General features: G+C 62.6%; 12 protein-coding genes, 1 other RNA gene and 2 pseudogenes. 3 read left to right on the top strand and 12 right to left on the bottom strand.

All coding sequences use genetic code 11. The features are described from left to right. Positions 1-29: 29 nt before the first annotated feature. The 5 genes from NKJ17_RS06890 to NKJ17_RS06870 all read right to left on the bottom strand — a co-directional run bounded on the left by NKJ17_RS06890 (position 30) and on the right by NKJ17_RS06870 (position 5,431). A complete protein-coding gene (locus NKJ17_RS06890; protein ID WP_254818931.1) occupies positions 30-1,547 on the bottom strand; it encodes a DegQ family serine endoprotease in 1,518 nt (505 codons plus the stop codon). A gap of 143 nt (positions 1,548-1,690) precedes the next feature. Continuing rightward, positions 1,691-2,647, bottom strand: coding sequence for a protease modulator HflC (hflC, locus tag NKJ17_RS06885; protein ID WP_352687631.1), 957 nt, complete (start codon positions 2,645-2,647; stop codon positions 1,691-1,693). Next, the gene (hflK, locus tag NKJ17_RS06880) at positions 2,647-3,741 is read right to left on the bottom strand and encodes an FtsH protease activity modulator HflK (RefSeq protein WP_023676693.1); all 1,095 of its coding nucleotides are present in this window, start codon (positions 3,739-3,741) and stop codon (positions 2,647-2,649) included. The genes hflC and hflK overlap by 1 nt, the downstream gene beginning before the upstream one ends. Before the next feature lie 161 nt (positions 3,742-3,902). Further along, entirely contained in the window at positions 3,903-4,421 is a 519-nt protein-coding gene (locus NKJ17_RS06875; RefSeq protein WP_352505641.1) for a dihydrofolate reductase, read from the bottom strand. Next, positions 4,421-5,431 carry a DUF4424 domain-containing protein gene (locus NKJ17_RS06870; protein WP_352505640.1) on the bottom strand — a complete coding sequence of 337 codons (1,011 nt, stop codon included), beginning with the start codon at positions 5,429-5,431 and terminating at the stop codon, positions 4,421-4,423. The genes NKJ17_RS06875 and NKJ17_RS06870 overlap by 1 nt, the downstream gene beginning before the upstream one ends. Positions 5,432-5,572: 141 nt before the next feature. Between NKJ17_RS06870 and cobF the strand changes: the two genes are divergently transcribed. After that, positions 5,573-6,346, top strand: coding sequence for a precorrin-6A synthase (deacetylating) (cobF, locus tag NKJ17_RS06865; RefSeq protein ID WP_352505639.1), 774 nt, complete (start codon positions 5,573-5,575; stop codon positions 6,344-6,346). A 33-nt stretch (positions 6,347-6,379) separates the two neighbouring features. On the opposite strand, the gene NKJ17_RS06860 is transcribed toward cobF, so the two are convergent. The 6 genes from NKJ17_RS06860 to NKJ17_RS06835 all read right to left on the bottom strand — a co-directional run bounded on the left by NKJ17_RS06860 (position 6,380) and on the right by NKJ17_RS06835 (position 10,925). Then, positions 6,380-6,721 carry a winged helix-turn-helix domain-containing protein gene (locus NKJ17_RS06860; protein WP_023676697.1) on the bottom strand — a complete coding sequence of 114 codons (342 nt, stop codon included), beginning with the start codon at positions 6,719-6,721 and terminating at the stop codon, positions 6,380-6,382. An 81-nt stretch (positions 6,722-6,802) separates the two neighbouring features. After that, positions 6,803-7,915: a molybdenum ABC transporter ATP-binding protein gene (modC, locus tag NKJ17_RS06855; RefSeq protein ID WP_352505638.1), complete on the bottom strand. Its 1,113-nt coding sequence runs from the start codon at positions 7,913-7,915 to the stop codon at positions 6,803-6,805. Next, a complete protein-coding gene (gene modB, locus NKJ17_RS06850) occupies positions 7,912-8,616 on the bottom strand; it encodes a molybdate ABC transporter permease subunit (protein WP_254818937.1) in 705 nt (234 codons plus the stop codon). Before modB ends, modC begins: the two co-directional genes overlap by 4 nt. 16 nt (positions 8,617-8,632) lie before the next feature. Next, entirely contained in the window at positions 8,633-9,424 is a 792-nt protein-coding gene (gene modA / locus NKJ17_RS06845) for a molybdate ABC transporter substrate-binding protein (RefSeq protein ID WP_502896044.1), read from the bottom strand. A gap of 281 nt (positions 9,425-9,705) precedes the next feature. Further along, positions 9,706-10,500, bottom strand: coding sequence for a thymidylate synthase (locus NKJ17_RS06840; RefSeq protein ID WP_352505637.1), 795 nt, complete (start codon positions 10,498-10,500; stop codon positions 9,706-9,708). Between the two features lie 113 nt (positions 10,501-10,613). Further along, the gene (locus tag NKJ17_RS06835; RefSeq protein ID WP_254818940.1) at positions 10,614-10,925 is read right to left on the bottom strand and encodes a DUF2853 family protein; all 312 of its coding nucleotides are present in this window, start codon (positions 10,923-10,925) and stop codon (positions 10,614-10,616) included. A gap of 160 nt (positions 10,926-11,085) precedes the next feature. Here NKJ17_RS06835 and ssrA point away from each other — a divergent pair. After that, positions 11,086-11,441: a transfer-messenger RNA gene (gene ssrA, locus NKJ17_RS06830) on the top strand. Positions 11,442-11,752: 311 nt separating this feature from the next. After that, positions 11,753-12,492 (top strand): annotated as a pseudogene (locus NKJ17_RS06825) (SDR family oxidoreductase). Positions 12,493-12,516: 24 nt separating this feature from the next. Here the strand turns inward: NKJ17_RS06825 and NKJ17_RS06820 are convergent. Then, positions 12,517-13,380 (bottom strand): annotated as a pseudogene (locus NKJ17_RS06820) (LysR family transcriptional regulator); the annotation flags it as partial. Positions 13,381-13,444: the final 64 nt, after the last annotated feature.

Raw genomic sequence — 13,444 nt, 5'->3', positions numbered from 1 at the left:
ACATCAGAGTGTTGCAGGCTCTTCCGGACTCAATCCATCCGGATTGTCACAAACCTCAGCTCGCCGGTCTTCGACGCCAGCATCAAAAGCGCGTTCTTGCGCCCCTGCTCCTTCAGCGCACCGATCCGGTCCATGACGTCCTTGGGCGTTGCGACCGATTCCTGCGCGATCTCGGTGATCACCTCGCCCGGCTGGATGCCGCGTTCGGCCGCCGCCGAATCCTTGGAGACGTCGGTCACGACGACGCCGGAGACGTCGGCGGCGATGCCGAACTTCGTGCGCGTCTCGTCATTGAGCTCGCCGATCGTCATGCCGAGCACGGAAGCCGTCGAAACCGCAGGCGCCTTGTCGGCGTCGTCCTGGTCGGTGTTGCCGTTTTCACCGCCGCTGGCAAGCTTCTCGCCATCCTCGAGCCGGCCGAGCGTCACCTTGACGGTCTGCTCGACACCCTTGCGCACGATGATCACGTCGACGGCCTTGCCGACCGGGCTCTCCGCCACGACGCGAGGCAGGTCGCGCATTTCATGGATGTCCTTGCCGTCGAACTTGATGATGACGTCGCCGGCCTGGATGGTGCCGTTGTCGACCGGCCCGCCCTTGATGACGCCGGCGACCAGCGCGCCCTTGGCGGTCGCCATGCCCAGGCTCTCGGCAATGTCGTCGGTCACCGGCTGGATGCGCACGCCAAGCCAGCCGCGCCGCGTCTCGCCGAACTGGCGAAGCTGGTCGACGACGCCCGAGGCAAGCTGCGACGGGATCGAGAAGCCGATGCCGATCGAGCCGCCCGACGGCGAGATGATTGCCGTGTTGATGCCGATGACCTCGCCGCTGCTGTTGAACAGCGGTCCACCTGAATTGCCGCGGTTGATCGCGGCATCGGTCTGGATGAAATCATCATAGGGACCGGAATTAATGTCGCGATTGCGCGCCGAGACGATGCCGACCGTCACCGTGCCGCCGAGACCGAACGGATTGCCAATCGCCATTACCCAGTCGCCGACACGCATCTTGTTGGAATCGCCAAACTTCACAGCCGTCAGCTTGTGCCCTTTCGGATCGACCTTCAGCACCGCGACGTCGGTCTTGGTGTCGGTGCCAACCAGCGTCGCCTTGAGCGTCACCCCATCGGAGAAATTCACCTCGATGTCGTCGGCATCGGCAATGACGTGGTTGTTGGTCACCACGATGCCCTGCTCGGCGTCGACCACGAAGCCGGAGCCCAGCGATTGCACCTTTTGCCCGCCGCCGCCCTTGTCGCCGCCACGGTTCTTGAAGAAATCGTCGAAGAAGTCCTGGAAAGGCGAGCCTTCCGGCAACTGCGGCATCGGCACTGCGCCCGGCCCCTCAGTGCCTTTAACAGTCTGCGACGTCGAGATGTTGACCACGGCGCCAAGCAGGCCGGCGGCGAGATCGGCAACCGAGGGCGGCCCGTCGGCTGCCATCGTCGGCGCCACGAACGAGGGAACGGCAACGGCGCCGACCAGAAGCGCAGCGGCCCCGGCGATGAACGTCCGCCTCGCTGCACGCAGAAGGGTGGTGGATGTCATCGAAAGGCCTCCGGGTGTTCTGAAAAAACCGCTTCGGCAAAAATGCCGGTCCGCGTCATGTTGGCAAGAAATAAGGCACGTTTGCGGCTATGGCTACGGCCAGAGGATAAATCCTCCGTTACGCCGGCGCCCCTGCACCGGCCCTACTGGCCGGTGCCTGGCTGTGGCGCCGGTGCGGCGGGAGCGGCAGGCGGTGGTGCCGCCGGTGCCGCAGGCGTTTCCTTGCTGTCCGGGTCGCGGAAAAAGCGGAAGAACTCGGAATTCGGCGACAGCACCATTGTCGTTCCGGTGCTGTTCAGCGCCGTGCCATAGGCATTCATCGACCGATAGAAATCGAAGAAGGCCGGATCGCGCTGATAGGCACCGGCAAACGTGGCGCTGCGCTGGGCTTCACCTTCACCACGCAGGATTTCAGACTCTTTTTGCGCTTCGGCGACGATTTCCACCACTTCGCGGTCGGCGCGAGCCCTGATCCGCTGCGCTGCTTCGTTGCCGCGCGCTCTCAGCCGCTCGGCTTCGGCGAGACGTTCGGCCTTCATGCGGTCGAAGGTCTGCTGCGAAACTTCGGCCGTGAGATCGGTGCGGCGGATGCGGACATCCTCGATCTGCAGGCCAAGCGAGGTGGCATCGGGCCTCAGCTGATCGCGCACCTCGCGCATCATCACGGCGCGCTCTTCCGAGAGCGCCGCCTCGAAGTCTCGCAGGCCATAGACGCGGCGCAAGGCGGCGTCGAGACGCGTCCTCAGCCGGGCCTCGGCCAGTTCGATCTGGCCGGAGACCGCGGCGCGGAACACACGCGGGTCCGAGATACGATAGGCGATAAAGGCATCGACCTCATAGAACTTGCCGCCCGAGACCTGGACGCGGATGTTGTCGAGGTCGAAGCGCAGCACCCTGTTTTCGATCAGCTGCACGGTGTCGGCATCGAAAAAGGAGAATGGCGCCTTGAAATAGATGCCCGGCTGGTTCTTGACGTCGACGATTTCGCCGAACCTGAGCACCAGCGCCTGCTGGCGCGCATTGACGACGAAGACCGACGAATAGAGCAGGAACAGGATGACCGCGGCGATGACCGCAATGACGGGAAGACGGTTGGCCATCACTGGTTTCCTCCGGTGGCCGGTGCCGGCGCCTTCTGCTGCAATGCCGGCAGCGGCAGGTAGGGAACCACCCCTTGCCCATTGCCCTGCTCGACGATGACCTTGCTCGAATCCTTCAGCACCCTCTCCATCGTCTCCAGGTAGAGCCGCTTGCGCGTCACTTCCGGCGCCTTTGCATATTCGTCATAGACCGAGATGAAGCGCTGCGCCTCGCCTTCGGCCTCCTGCACGACCCGGTTCTTGTAGGCGGCCGCGTCTTCGCGGATCTGTGCGGCCGCACCGCGCGCCTGGCCGAGCTTCTGATTGGAATACTGATTGGCCTGCTCGACGAACTTGTCCTCGTCCTGTTCGGCCCGCTGCACCTCGTCGAACGCGTCTGCCACCTCACGCGGCGGCGCGGCGTCCTCGATCGAAATTGCGTTGACGTTGAGGCCGGCCTTGTAGCCGTCCAGCGTCGTCTGGATGATCTCACGCACCGACGCTGCAATGCCTTGCCGGTCGTCGCGGAAAATGTCCTGCGCCGGGCGCCGGCCGACCGCTTCGCGCATCGCGCTTTCGGCGACCTGCTGCAGCATGCCGTCCGGGTCGGACACGTCGAACAGATAGGCCTTAGGGTCGGAGACCTGATAGGCCACAGAGAACTGCACGTTGACGATGTTCTGGTCGCCGGAAAGCATCAGGCCATTGCCGCTGGAACTGCCGCCGCCGATACTGACAAGCTGCTCGGCGATGTTGGCGGTCTCGACCGTTTCGATGGGCCACCAATGGAAATGCAGGCCAGGCTGCGAGAGCTCCGCCTTCGGCTTGCCGAACCTGAGCTCGACCGCAACTTCGTCGGGCTGCACAGTGTAGACCGCCTTGAACGCCCATAGCACCACCAGCGCCGCGGCAATCAGCCCGAACACGGCCGGGCTCGCGCCACCGCCGCCCGGCAGCGCGCGCCGCAACCTGTCCTGCCCGCGCCGGATGATATCCTCGAGATCGGGAGGCGAGCCTTGTGGGCCGCTGGGTCCCTTGGGTCCCTGACCCCAAGGCCCCTGATTGTTGCCGCCGCCCCACGGGCCGCCGCCGCCGCTCTTGTCGTTCCAGGGCATGGGTGTCCTTTCGCTTGGAATTCCCTCAAGCGCCGGCTCACCGGCGCAAAATCCAATATTATTCTTCTATAGGGATGCAACGGCACGCTTTCAACGCGATCGGCTGCCGCCACTGTCCGCCTTTTGGGTCCATTTAGACCTGTCGCGATCCTTTGTCGTCTTCAATGCACGTCGCGCCGCCGCTCGTAAACCGAATAGCGCGTCGCATGGCTGTCCTTTTCGCCAGCCGCCACGTCTTGCGAGCGGACGATCCGCCACCGCGCCGGATCGATCGGCGGGAAATGGGCATCGCCTTCGACCGTGGCCAGAACATGGGTCACGTGCAGCCGATCAGCCAACGGCAGCGCCTGAGCGTAGATCTCCCCGCCGCCGATGACGCAGATCTCGTCGGCGCCGGCCATGCAGCGCCCGCGCACCGTCGCCAGCGTGATCGCGTCCTCGATCGAGTGCGCGACTTCGACGCCCTCGGCGCGCCATGCCCTGTCTCGTGTCACCACGATGTTGAGCCTGCCCGGCAATGGCCGGCCGATGCCTTCATAGGTCTTGCGACCCATGATGATGGGCTTGCCCATCGTATCGGCCTTGAACCGCTTGAGATCGGTGGAAAGCCGCCACGGCAACCCACCCTCGCGTCCGATCACGCCGTTCGCGGCGATGGCGACATAAATCGCGAGATCCATCAGCCGCCGTTCCCGCCATCGGATGGCTCCAGCAGCAATATGTCGATGTCGTGCTCGGGGTAGAAGTTCTGCGCCTTCATCTCGAACGTGGTCGGTCCGATCTTCCTGACGTTTTCGCCGCAAAACGAGACAAGGTTCTTCGGATCGCCCTTGTCGACGGTCAGCTTGAACGTACCGATGTTTCCCGAGGCCCAGTTGCCGCCCGTGGTCAGGATATAGGCGATGCGGTTCTCGAAATATTTGGGGTAGCCGTCGGGATCGTCCTTGGCTGCCTTGCGCACGGCATTCTCGAAGGCATCGTCCATGCAGTAGCGTGTCTTGTAGGCGGCATACTGGCCCTGGAACTGGCCGTCATAGAAGAAGCTGACCGAGGAGGTGCCGCCGACGCTCGGCTTGTAGCGATGCGAGACATGGACCGCCTTGTTGGCCGGAAAGGTCGAGCGCCACCAATAGGTCGAGCGCAATTGCCAGAACGGCGTATAGACGGTCTTCATGCCCGAACCGTCGTCGGCGGTGTCCTCGATGATGATGCCGCGATTGACCCAGTCGTCGGTGACCGCTTGCGGCAGCTTTGCCAGCGCTGCCTTGGCCGCATCGCCGAACGGATAGAACGGCACGCCCTGCGCCTTCAGGTCAGCGCCGATGTCGATGCCGAGCGCGAACACCTTCTGCTCGAGCTGCGGCTTTGCCGGCACCCCGTCGACCGTCACTTCGAAGCCGAGGAAATTATCGCTCTGCGCGTCCGGAATTGCCGGTATTTCTTCGGGGTCGCCTTCGATGTCGGGCATCGGGAAGGCGACGATCGCATTGACATCCTTGTCGGTGTTGTTGCGGAAGACGTAGTCGACCGTCACCTTTTCCGGCGAGATGTAGAGATCCTCGCTTTCCATCGCCACCGCATCGCTGCGCGAAAGGATCAGCCCACCAGTGCCGAGTTCGGCGACCGAATCATTGGCGAGCGCAGGCGTAGCCGAGAGCGCCAAGGCTGCGGTCAGGACGTAACGGAACATGGAGACTCCCCCGGCGAGAATGCCAACATGACTCTAGCTGTTCAATGTGGCGTTTCAAAGCCTTTCGGCAAATGCGCCGGCGCCTGCCGGCATGTCGTGTCGGTCTGGACACACCGGTTCCGATCGGGCAGGAGTTGGCCCATGCGCAAGCTTCTCGTCATCGGCATCGGCGCCGGCAATCCGGAGCACATAACGGTCCAGGCCATCAACGGCCTCAATCGGGCCGACGTGCTGTTCATTCCCGACAAGGGCGCCAAGAAGAGCGATCTCGCCGAATTGCGCCGCCAGATCTGCGACCGCTTCGTCACTAATCCGAACTCGCGCCGTGTCGAATTCGAGGTGCCGGTGCGCGCCGAACCGGCGCCTTCCTACCGCTCGACCGTCGACGACTGGCACGAAGCGATCGCCGTGATCTACGAAGGCCTGATCCGCGACGAACTCCCCGAAGATGGCTGCGGCGCCTTCCTGATCTGGGGCGATCCATCGCTCTACGACAGCGCGCTGCGCATCCTGGATCGCGTGCGCCTCAGAGGCAATATCGCGTTCGAGCTGGAGGTCGTCCCTGGCATCACCGCCATCCAGGCACTCGCCGCCAGCCACAAAATGGCATTGAACCGAATTGGCGACGCCATTTTGATCACCACCGGCCGCCGGCTCACCGAGGAAGGTCTGCCCGAAAACGCCGGCAGCACCATCGTCATGCTGGACGGCAAATGCGCCTTCAACACGCTGGACGACAAGGACGTCACCGTCTACTGGGGGGCCTATCTCGGCACCCCCGACGAGATCGTCATCTCGGGCCGGATTGGCGACGTTGGCGACAAGATCGTGAGCACCCGTGAGGAGGCCCGCCGGAAAAAAGGCTGGATCATGGACACCTATCTGCTGCGCAAGCCGGGCGAGCCGGAGGAGTAGCAGGGATCGAGCGCGGCGTGAATTCCGCCGAGTTCACGCTGCGTCGATCTCGGCCTGCAGCGCCTCCATATGCGCCGCCGCTGCTGAAGACGCAGCCCGCTCGATCGCGCGGAAGCGGCTGACCACAGCAAGCCCGACCGACGTCAACTGAGCGCCACCGCCTTTTTTGCCGCCCGTCTGTGCCGCAACCAGCGGCTTACCGAACACCCGGTTCATGTCTTCGACCAGATCCCATGCGTGCTTGTAGGACATCTCCATGCCGCGTGCCGCGGCCGAAATCGAGCCGAAGGCGGCGATCTGTTCCAGAAGCTCGATCTTGCCCGGCCCGATGCGGCCATCTGGATCGAGATTTATCCGCAAACTCAGCGACGGCATTTGCTCCTCCGCGGTGACGCTATTCTACAAGTTCTGCAGCGATACCGCTATTCTAAAACGATATAGCGAATCATCGGCCGCTCACCCATCCGCCTCGGCCGGGAACCCGGCGCCGGTGTTCGCCCGGTCGAAGCTCACTGTCTTGACCACGGCGAAGACCTTTCGACCAAGCTGGAGCCCCAGCGTCTGCCGTGACTGTTCGGTGATGCGGGCAAGCACGGTTGCGCCATTGCAGTCGAGGCCGATCTCGACCGTAGGCCCTTCGCCCGGCTCTATCGCCACGATCGTGCCCGGCAATATGTTGAGCGCGCTGAGGCCGACCGGCTGCTCGGTGGCGATCATCACGTCGCGGGCACGGATGCGGACGCGCACTGGCGCACCGACCGGCGTTGCCAGAAGCGGCACCCGGATCTCGCCCGCCAATGAGCCTAGCACGGTCATGCCAAACGCCTCGTCGTGGCGCAGAACAGCGGTATCCAGCACGGCACCGCCCTCGCCCCGCTCTTCGGCCGGCAATAGATCCAGACGCTGCATGATCGCTCCGGTCGGACCGGTAGCGGCGACCTTGCCTTGCATCAGCACCACGACGTCACTCGCCAACCGCGCCACTTCGGCGATCGAGTGGCTGACATAGACGATCGGAATTTTCGTCTCGTCGCGCAGCCGCTCGATATAAGGCAAGATCTCGGCCTTGCGCGCCTCGTCGAGCGACGCCAGCGGCTCGTCCATCAGCAGCAATTTCGGACTGGCAAGCAGCGCCCGGCCGATTGCCACGCGCTGCTTCTCGCCACCGGAGAGTTTTGCCGGCCGCCGGTCGAGCAGATGACCGATGCCGAGCAATTCGACCACGCCATCGATATCAGCGTAGCGCTCGGCAGCCGGCGTGAACCAACGGCCATAGCGCAGATTGCTCGCCACGCTCATATGCGGAAACAGCCGCGCATCCTGGAACACCATGCCGATCCGCCGCTTGTGTTTCGGCACGAACAGGCCGGCGTCGCTATCGACCAGCACGCGGCCCTCGGCCGCGATACGGCCTTTGTCGGGGCGGATCAGCCCGGCAATCAAATTGATGAGCGTCGTCTTTCCGGAACCGGAAGGCCCGAACAGCGCAGTCAGCCGCCCGGCGCTCTCGAAGCGGGCATTGACGGCGAAACCGCCAAGCCGGTGGCTGATGTCGACCTGAACCGTCATTCGATGTCCATCCGCCGGCCGACACGCCGCGCCAGCACTTCCGAGGCCACGAGTGCCGCCATCGATATGACGATCGAGATCAGCGTCAGCCTGAGCGCTCCGGCGTCGCCGCCGGGAACCTGCGTGAAAGTGTAGATAGCCGACGGCAGCGTCTGCGTCTCGTTCGGGATGTTGGAGACGAAGGTGATCGTCGCGCCGAATTCGCCCATCGCCTTGGCGAAGGAGAGGATCGCACCGGCGATCAGGCCGGGCAGGATAAGCGGCAGGGTGATCGTGCCGAATACCCATAGCGGATTGGCGCCGAGCGTGCCGGCGGCCGCCTCGATTTTGCGGTCGACGGCCTCGATAGACAGCCGGATCGCCCGCACCATCAGCGGAAAACCCATTACGCCGCAGGCGAGCGCGGCGCCCGTCCATCGAAAGGAAAAAACGATGCCGAAGTGCTCGGCCAGGAAAGCCCCGGCCGGACCGCGCTTGCCGAAAGTCAAAAGCAGCAAATAGCCAGTCACCACCGGCGGCAGGATCAGCGGCAGATGCACCAGACCATTGAGCAGCGTCTTGCCCCAGAACTGGCCGCGGGCAAGCACAAGGGCGATTGCTACGCCCGGCGGCAGGCTGGCTATCATCGCCACGGTCGCCACCTTGATCGACAGCCGGACCGCGTTCCATTCGTCGGGAGTAAGATCCAGCAGCCAGTTCATGCGTCAGCGCGTTGCCCTAATTGCTCGGCGCGAGCACGGTAAAACCTTGCGCCTTGAAGAGTTCGCCAGCCTTGGCGGATTGCAGGCATTTTAGGAATGCCGGGGTATCCTTACTCTCCGAATCCGCAAGCTGGGCGACTGGATAGATGATCGGCGGATGGGTACCCGCGGGGAAAGTGCCGACCACCTTCACGCCAGGCTCCGCATGCGCATCCGTGGCATAGACGATGCCGAGTGCTGCCTCGCCGGTCGACACCAGTTTTAGAGCGGCGCGCACATTCTCGGCCTGCGCCACTTGGCCTTCGACGGAAGACCAGACACCGAGCGATTCGAGGGCTGCCTTGCCGTATTTGCCGGCCGGCACCGCCTTGACATCGCCCATGGCAAGTTTGCCGTCACCGACGAGCCCGGCAAGAGCGAACCCCTTTTCAATCCTGGTCTCGACCTTGGAATCCCGCGGCGCAACCAGCACAATCTGGTTACCGAGCAGTTTCACTTCGGTTTCGGGCTTGGTCAGCTTCCTGTCGGAAAGATATTTCATCCAGTCGAGATCGGCCGAGATGAACACGTCTGCCGGCGCGCCGCTTTCGATCTGCCTGGCCAGCGCCGAGCTCGCCGCGTAGGAAATGGTTGCCACCTCGCCGACGTCGGCCTCGCAGGCCTTGTTGACGGCGTCGAGCCCTTCCTTGAGGCTCGCCGCAGCAAACACGACCACCTTGTCATCGGCATAGGCCGCCGGCACCACGACCATCAGCATGGCGGCGAGACCGACTTTGGCAATCGTCGTCGAACCCTTGCGCGTCAGCATGAAACTCTCCTCGTCCCGGATCGCCCGAAGCCGTCTATCGATATATCCATGTGAACATAACAAGGAAAGGTTCTTTACCGGCCACGGTCTTCTGGGCTGAGGTTTTCCTGGCCTGCGATAATCTTCGTTGGATACAGCGGTATCGAGGCCGAAGGAAATATTGCATAAAAACAGCGACCAGGGATTGCGTCAGGTCGACGTCGGCCGATCAAGTTGAATGCTGACACGCCCAAGGGCGTAGCCGCAGTAGGCAATTTCGATATGGACGGTCAGCTATGGTGCTAGACCGCGATCGGTGCCTTGATCGTCGCGTCGGCGAAATAGTTGTCGAGCCGGAAATCCTCGAAGCGGAAAGCAAAGATTTCCTTCACCTCGGGGTTTATCCATAGCGTCGGCAACGCCTTGGGCGTGCGCCGCAATTGCTCGCGCGCCTGCTCGAAATGGTTCGAGTAAAGATGCGCATCGCCGAGCGTGTGGATGAAATCGCCGGGTTTCAATCCGGTCACCTGCGCCACCATCAGCGTCAGCAAAGCATAGGAAGCGATGTTGAACGGCACACCGAGAAAAATATCGCCCGAACGCTGATAGAGCTGGCAGGAAAGCTTGCCTTCCGAAACATAGAACTGGAACAGGCAATGGCAGGGCGGCAACGCCATGGCCTCCACCTCGGCCGGGTTCCACGCCGAAACGATTAGCCGCCGCGAATTAGGATTTTTGCGTATCTCCTTCAGAAGATTCGCAATCTGGTCGATGGCGCCGCCATGGTCGTCCGGCCACGACCGCCACTGTTTGCCATAGACCGGGCCAAGATCGCCGTTCTCGTCGGCCCACTCATCCCAGATCGAGACGCCGTGATCGTTGAGATATTTGATGTTGGTGTCGCCGGCCAGGAACCACAAAAGCTCGTGGACAATCGACTTCAGGTGCAGCTTCTTGGTGGTGGTGACCGGAAAGCCGCGGGCCAGGTCGAAGCGCATCTGGTAGCCGAATACCGAGCGCGTTCCGGTGCCGGTACGGTCGCCGCGATCAGCGCCGTTTTCCAGCACATGCTTCAGAAGGTCGAGATACTGGCGCATCGGCTCCGGTCCGATTCGGGTTGTCAGCCATCATAGCCGAATGACCGTCGGCCGAACACAGCAAAGCGAGACGATTCCAGCAGAAGGCTCACCAGCATCAGCGGCGAGGTTGCTCAGAGCGAGCCGAGCATGCCCAGATCCCTGGCGACAAGGTAGTAGAACGTCACCCGGCTCTTGCTGTTGTCGGCCGCCATCGCCTTGCAGGCCTTTTCGATAGCCGCATCTGCCTTGGCGCCGTCGGTGACGCCGAGCTTGCCGGCGACCCAGCTGTTCCTGACGCGCTTCAGTTCCTCCGGGTCGGTGCAGGACACCAGCGAGGAATCGCGGTTCCTGAGCGCGATGCCCAGATGTTTGACGATCTTGGCGACCGCGTCGGCATCCGCCGCCGCATCATATTTCTTTACGTCTGCAAGATAATCGGCCATCGATTTCCCCTCGTCGGCGCCACGGGATCCGGTTGATGAGGATTGTGGCGCGCTGCCGCAAGTATGCGCTAGGTCTCCTCACCGCCACAAAGCTTCGGTTGAGACCGGCTGCAAGTCAACCCTTCATGATCCACTTTGGTACGGACGAAAGTGGCATTCCGGCCTTTCATTTTCCACCGCCAGTCCCTATATTCGCTTCGTCGGCTCGACCGACTATGGCGATAAACAGGCGATGAAATAAGCCGTTCGGACCCGGGGGCGGTACCCGGCGCCTCCACCAAAAACCGCTGCTCAGGAGCGGCTTTTGCTGGGGGCGAAATAGGATCGACGAAGGTGTAAAGATCGTACTTTTGCCCGGCATTGTACCACCGTTATCGGGCTAAACTTATAGTTGCCAACGACAACTATGCGGAAGCACGTCTCGCCGCGTAAGCGGTGCGATAGCTTCAATTCAAGCCCTAGTGGTTCGCACTTCTAGGCGGGGTTCGGAGGTACCTGGCAACAGAAACCTCCATTTCTCCCTTTTTTGATAGGCGCAGCTGCAGGTTGGCCGGCGGCTTTTTTTATGCGCCCTGACAGACCCAAGGCGCCGCGGCGTTTATACCAATCCCTGGCTGACCGCATCGATCGCACCGGCGAATGTTTCATCAACGTCTCAGGCTGAGGCGTCTCAGGCTGAGGCGAAAGCCCAAGGGCTTCCCATTATCGGAATCTCCGATGGCAGCATTCGTATCTTCCTGTTTCCCTTCTCTCATGCCTTTGCGGGACAAGGCCTCAGTTTCTCGCCGCGTGTGGTCATGCCCGGCGAGCTACCTGATGGAGACAAGATGAACCAGGAAACCACACCAAAACACGAACGCATCCTGATCGTTGGCGGCAGTTCCGGCATGGGGCTTTCGCTGGCCAAACAGCGGCTTGCCGCCGGCGCTGAGGTTACGATCGTCGGCCGCTCCCAGGACCGGTTGTCGGCCGCACGGCAGCGCTTGCCTCACCCGGAAAGGCTGAGGACGATCGCAGCCGACGTCACAAGTGAGGACGAGGTCCGACGCCTGTTCCAGGATGTCGGTACGCTCGACCACATCGTCTCGACCGCCGCCGACGTCACCGGCGTCTATGTATTGCTTCCCGAGATGGACATCTCCTTGGCGCGGGAAGTGATGGATTCCAAGGTCGTCGGACCGCTTCTTCTTGCCAAACATGGCGCGCCTCGTCTGACGCCCAGGGGATCGATCACGCTGACCTCGGGCATCGCCGCCTATCGTCCGGCGGCGAAAGGCTCGGTGGTGGCAGCCGTTAATGGGCCCTTGGCTCACTCGCCTACGCGCTTGCCGTCGAACTGGCGCCGATCCGCGTCAACGTCGTCTCGCCGGGCTGGGTCGACACGCCGATTTGGGATGCCGTCGCCGGCAGCGGAAAGACGGCTGCGCTGGACGGCATGGCAAAGCGCCTGCTCGTCGGCCGGATCGGGCAGGCAGCCGACATTGCCCAGGCCATCACGTCCCTGATGCATAACGGCTTCATCACCGGAACGGTGCTTCATGTCGATGGTGGCCAGCGGCTGGTCTAGCGATGGCCAAATTTCGCGAACCATTGCGAGGAACAGCCGCAGCACCGGCGCTTGAATGCGCCGGTGGCGCCATATCATGGTGACTGGCGTCACCGCGCTGCTTCCGGCCCAAGGCAACACACCGATATCGGCGTCGGCCGCGGAAGTCACGAGACGCGGAACCAGCGCGCATCCAAGACCGGCTGCAACAAGGCCCCGTATCGCACCCATGCTGGCGAACTCGCCGACGAGTTTTGGACGGTCAGGCAATGTTGCGGCAAACGTTTCGTCGAACATCCGCCTATAGACGCAACCGGGCTGGGTGACGAGGAAGGCCTCGTCAGTCAGGTCGTCGGACCTTATGGCAGAATATCCGGCCAACCGGTGATTTGCCGGCATTATGACGACGAGCTCTTCCTCGGCTATCTGCTCGCTTCGCAGATCCGGCGCCGCCGCCGGGACGGCTCCGAAATGGAACGATACGTCCAGCGCCCCGCTTGTCACGCCGGCACGCAACCCACTGCTATCGTTCGCCCTGAGGTCCAGTTCCACATCGGGATGACGCCGATGGAATTCCCCCAGCAAAGCCGGCAAGCGTGTCGAGCAAAGCGTCTCCGGGCCACCGACCGTCAGGCGACCGGCAACCGTACCGCTCGCGTCGGCGACAGCGGAACGGGCTTCGTCCGCAAGGTCGAGGAGATCGTTTGCGTAGTCCAGCAGGCGCTGTCCTGCCGCCGTCAGCTTCAAGCCACGCCGTGACCTGTCGAACAGCGACGTGCCCAGATCGGCTTCCAGCGCCTGGATCTGTTCGGTCACGCTCGATTGGGCAAGATGAACCCGCTCGGAGGCGCGCGTGATGTTCAAGGTGGTGGCGACCGCCACGAAGGTCTTGAGATGTCTAAGCTGCATGTCTTGAACCCGTCGTATAGGTATAGGCTGCTTTGAACCGGGACCGCAAACGTGAAAAGGCCGG

Origin of the sequence: Mesorhizobium sp. M0208 (assembly GCF_040322015.1) — a bacterium.
Taxonomy (GTDB): domain Bacteria; phylum Pseudomonadota; class Alphaproteobacteria; order Rhizobiales; family Rhizobiaceae; genus Mesorhizobium.
The sequence above is the reverse complement of the archived record's forward strand: the minus strand, read 5'-3'. Positions and strand labels throughout refer to the sequence as shown.

What these genes read in the sequence shown, in the direction of transcription:
- NKJ17_RS06890 (WP_254818931.1), bottom strand. Translation starts at nt 1,547, where the DNA reads ATGACATCCACCACCCTTCTGCGTGCAGCGAGGCGGACGTTCATCGCC.
- hflC (WP_352687631.1), bottom strand. Translation starts at nt 2,647, where the DNA reads ATGGCCAACCGTCTTCCCGTCATTGCGGTCATCGCCGCGGTCATCCTG.
- hflK (WP_023676693.1), bottom strand. Translation starts at nt 3,741, where the DNA reads ATGCCCTGGAACGACAAGAGCGGCGGCGGCGGCCCGTGGGGCGGCGGC.
- NKJ17_RS06875 (WP_352505641.1), bottom strand. Translation starts at nt 4,421, where the DNA reads ATGGATCTCGCGATTTATGTCGCCATCGCCGCGAACGGCGTGATCGGA.
- NKJ17_RS06870 (WP_352505640.1), bottom strand. Translation starts at nt 5,431, where the DNA reads ATGTTCCGTTACGTCCTGACCGCAGCCTTGGCGCTCTCGGCTACGCCT.
- cobF (WP_352505639.1), top strand. Translation starts at nt 5,573, where the DNA reads ATGCGCAAGCTTCTCGTCATCGGCATCGGCGCCGGCAATCCGGAGCAC.
- NKJ17_RS06860 (WP_023676697.1), bottom strand. Translation starts at nt 6,721, where the DNA reads ATGCCGTCGCTGAGTTTGCGGATAAATCTCGATCCAGATGGCCGCATC.
- modC (WP_352505638.1), bottom strand. Translation starts at nt 7,915, where the DNA reads ATGACGGTTCAGGTCGACATCAGCCACCGGCTTGGCGGTTTCGCCGTC.
- modB (WP_254818937.1), bottom strand. Translation starts at nt 8,616, where the DNA reads ATGAACTGGCTGCTGGATCTTACTCCCGACGAATGGAACGCGGTCCGG.
- modA (WP_502896044.1), bottom strand. Translation starts at nt 9,424, where the DNA reads ATGCTGACGCGCAAGGGTTCGACGACGATTGCCAAAGTCGGTCTCGCC.
- NKJ17_RS06840 (WP_352505637.1), bottom strand. Translation starts at nt 10,500, where the DNA reads ATGCGCCAGTATCTCGACCTTCTGAAGCATGTGCTGGAAAACGGCGCT.
- NKJ17_RS06835 (WP_254818940.1), bottom strand. Translation starts at nt 10,925, where the DNA reads ATGGCCGATTATCTTGCAGACGTAAAGAAATATGATGCGGCGGCGGAT.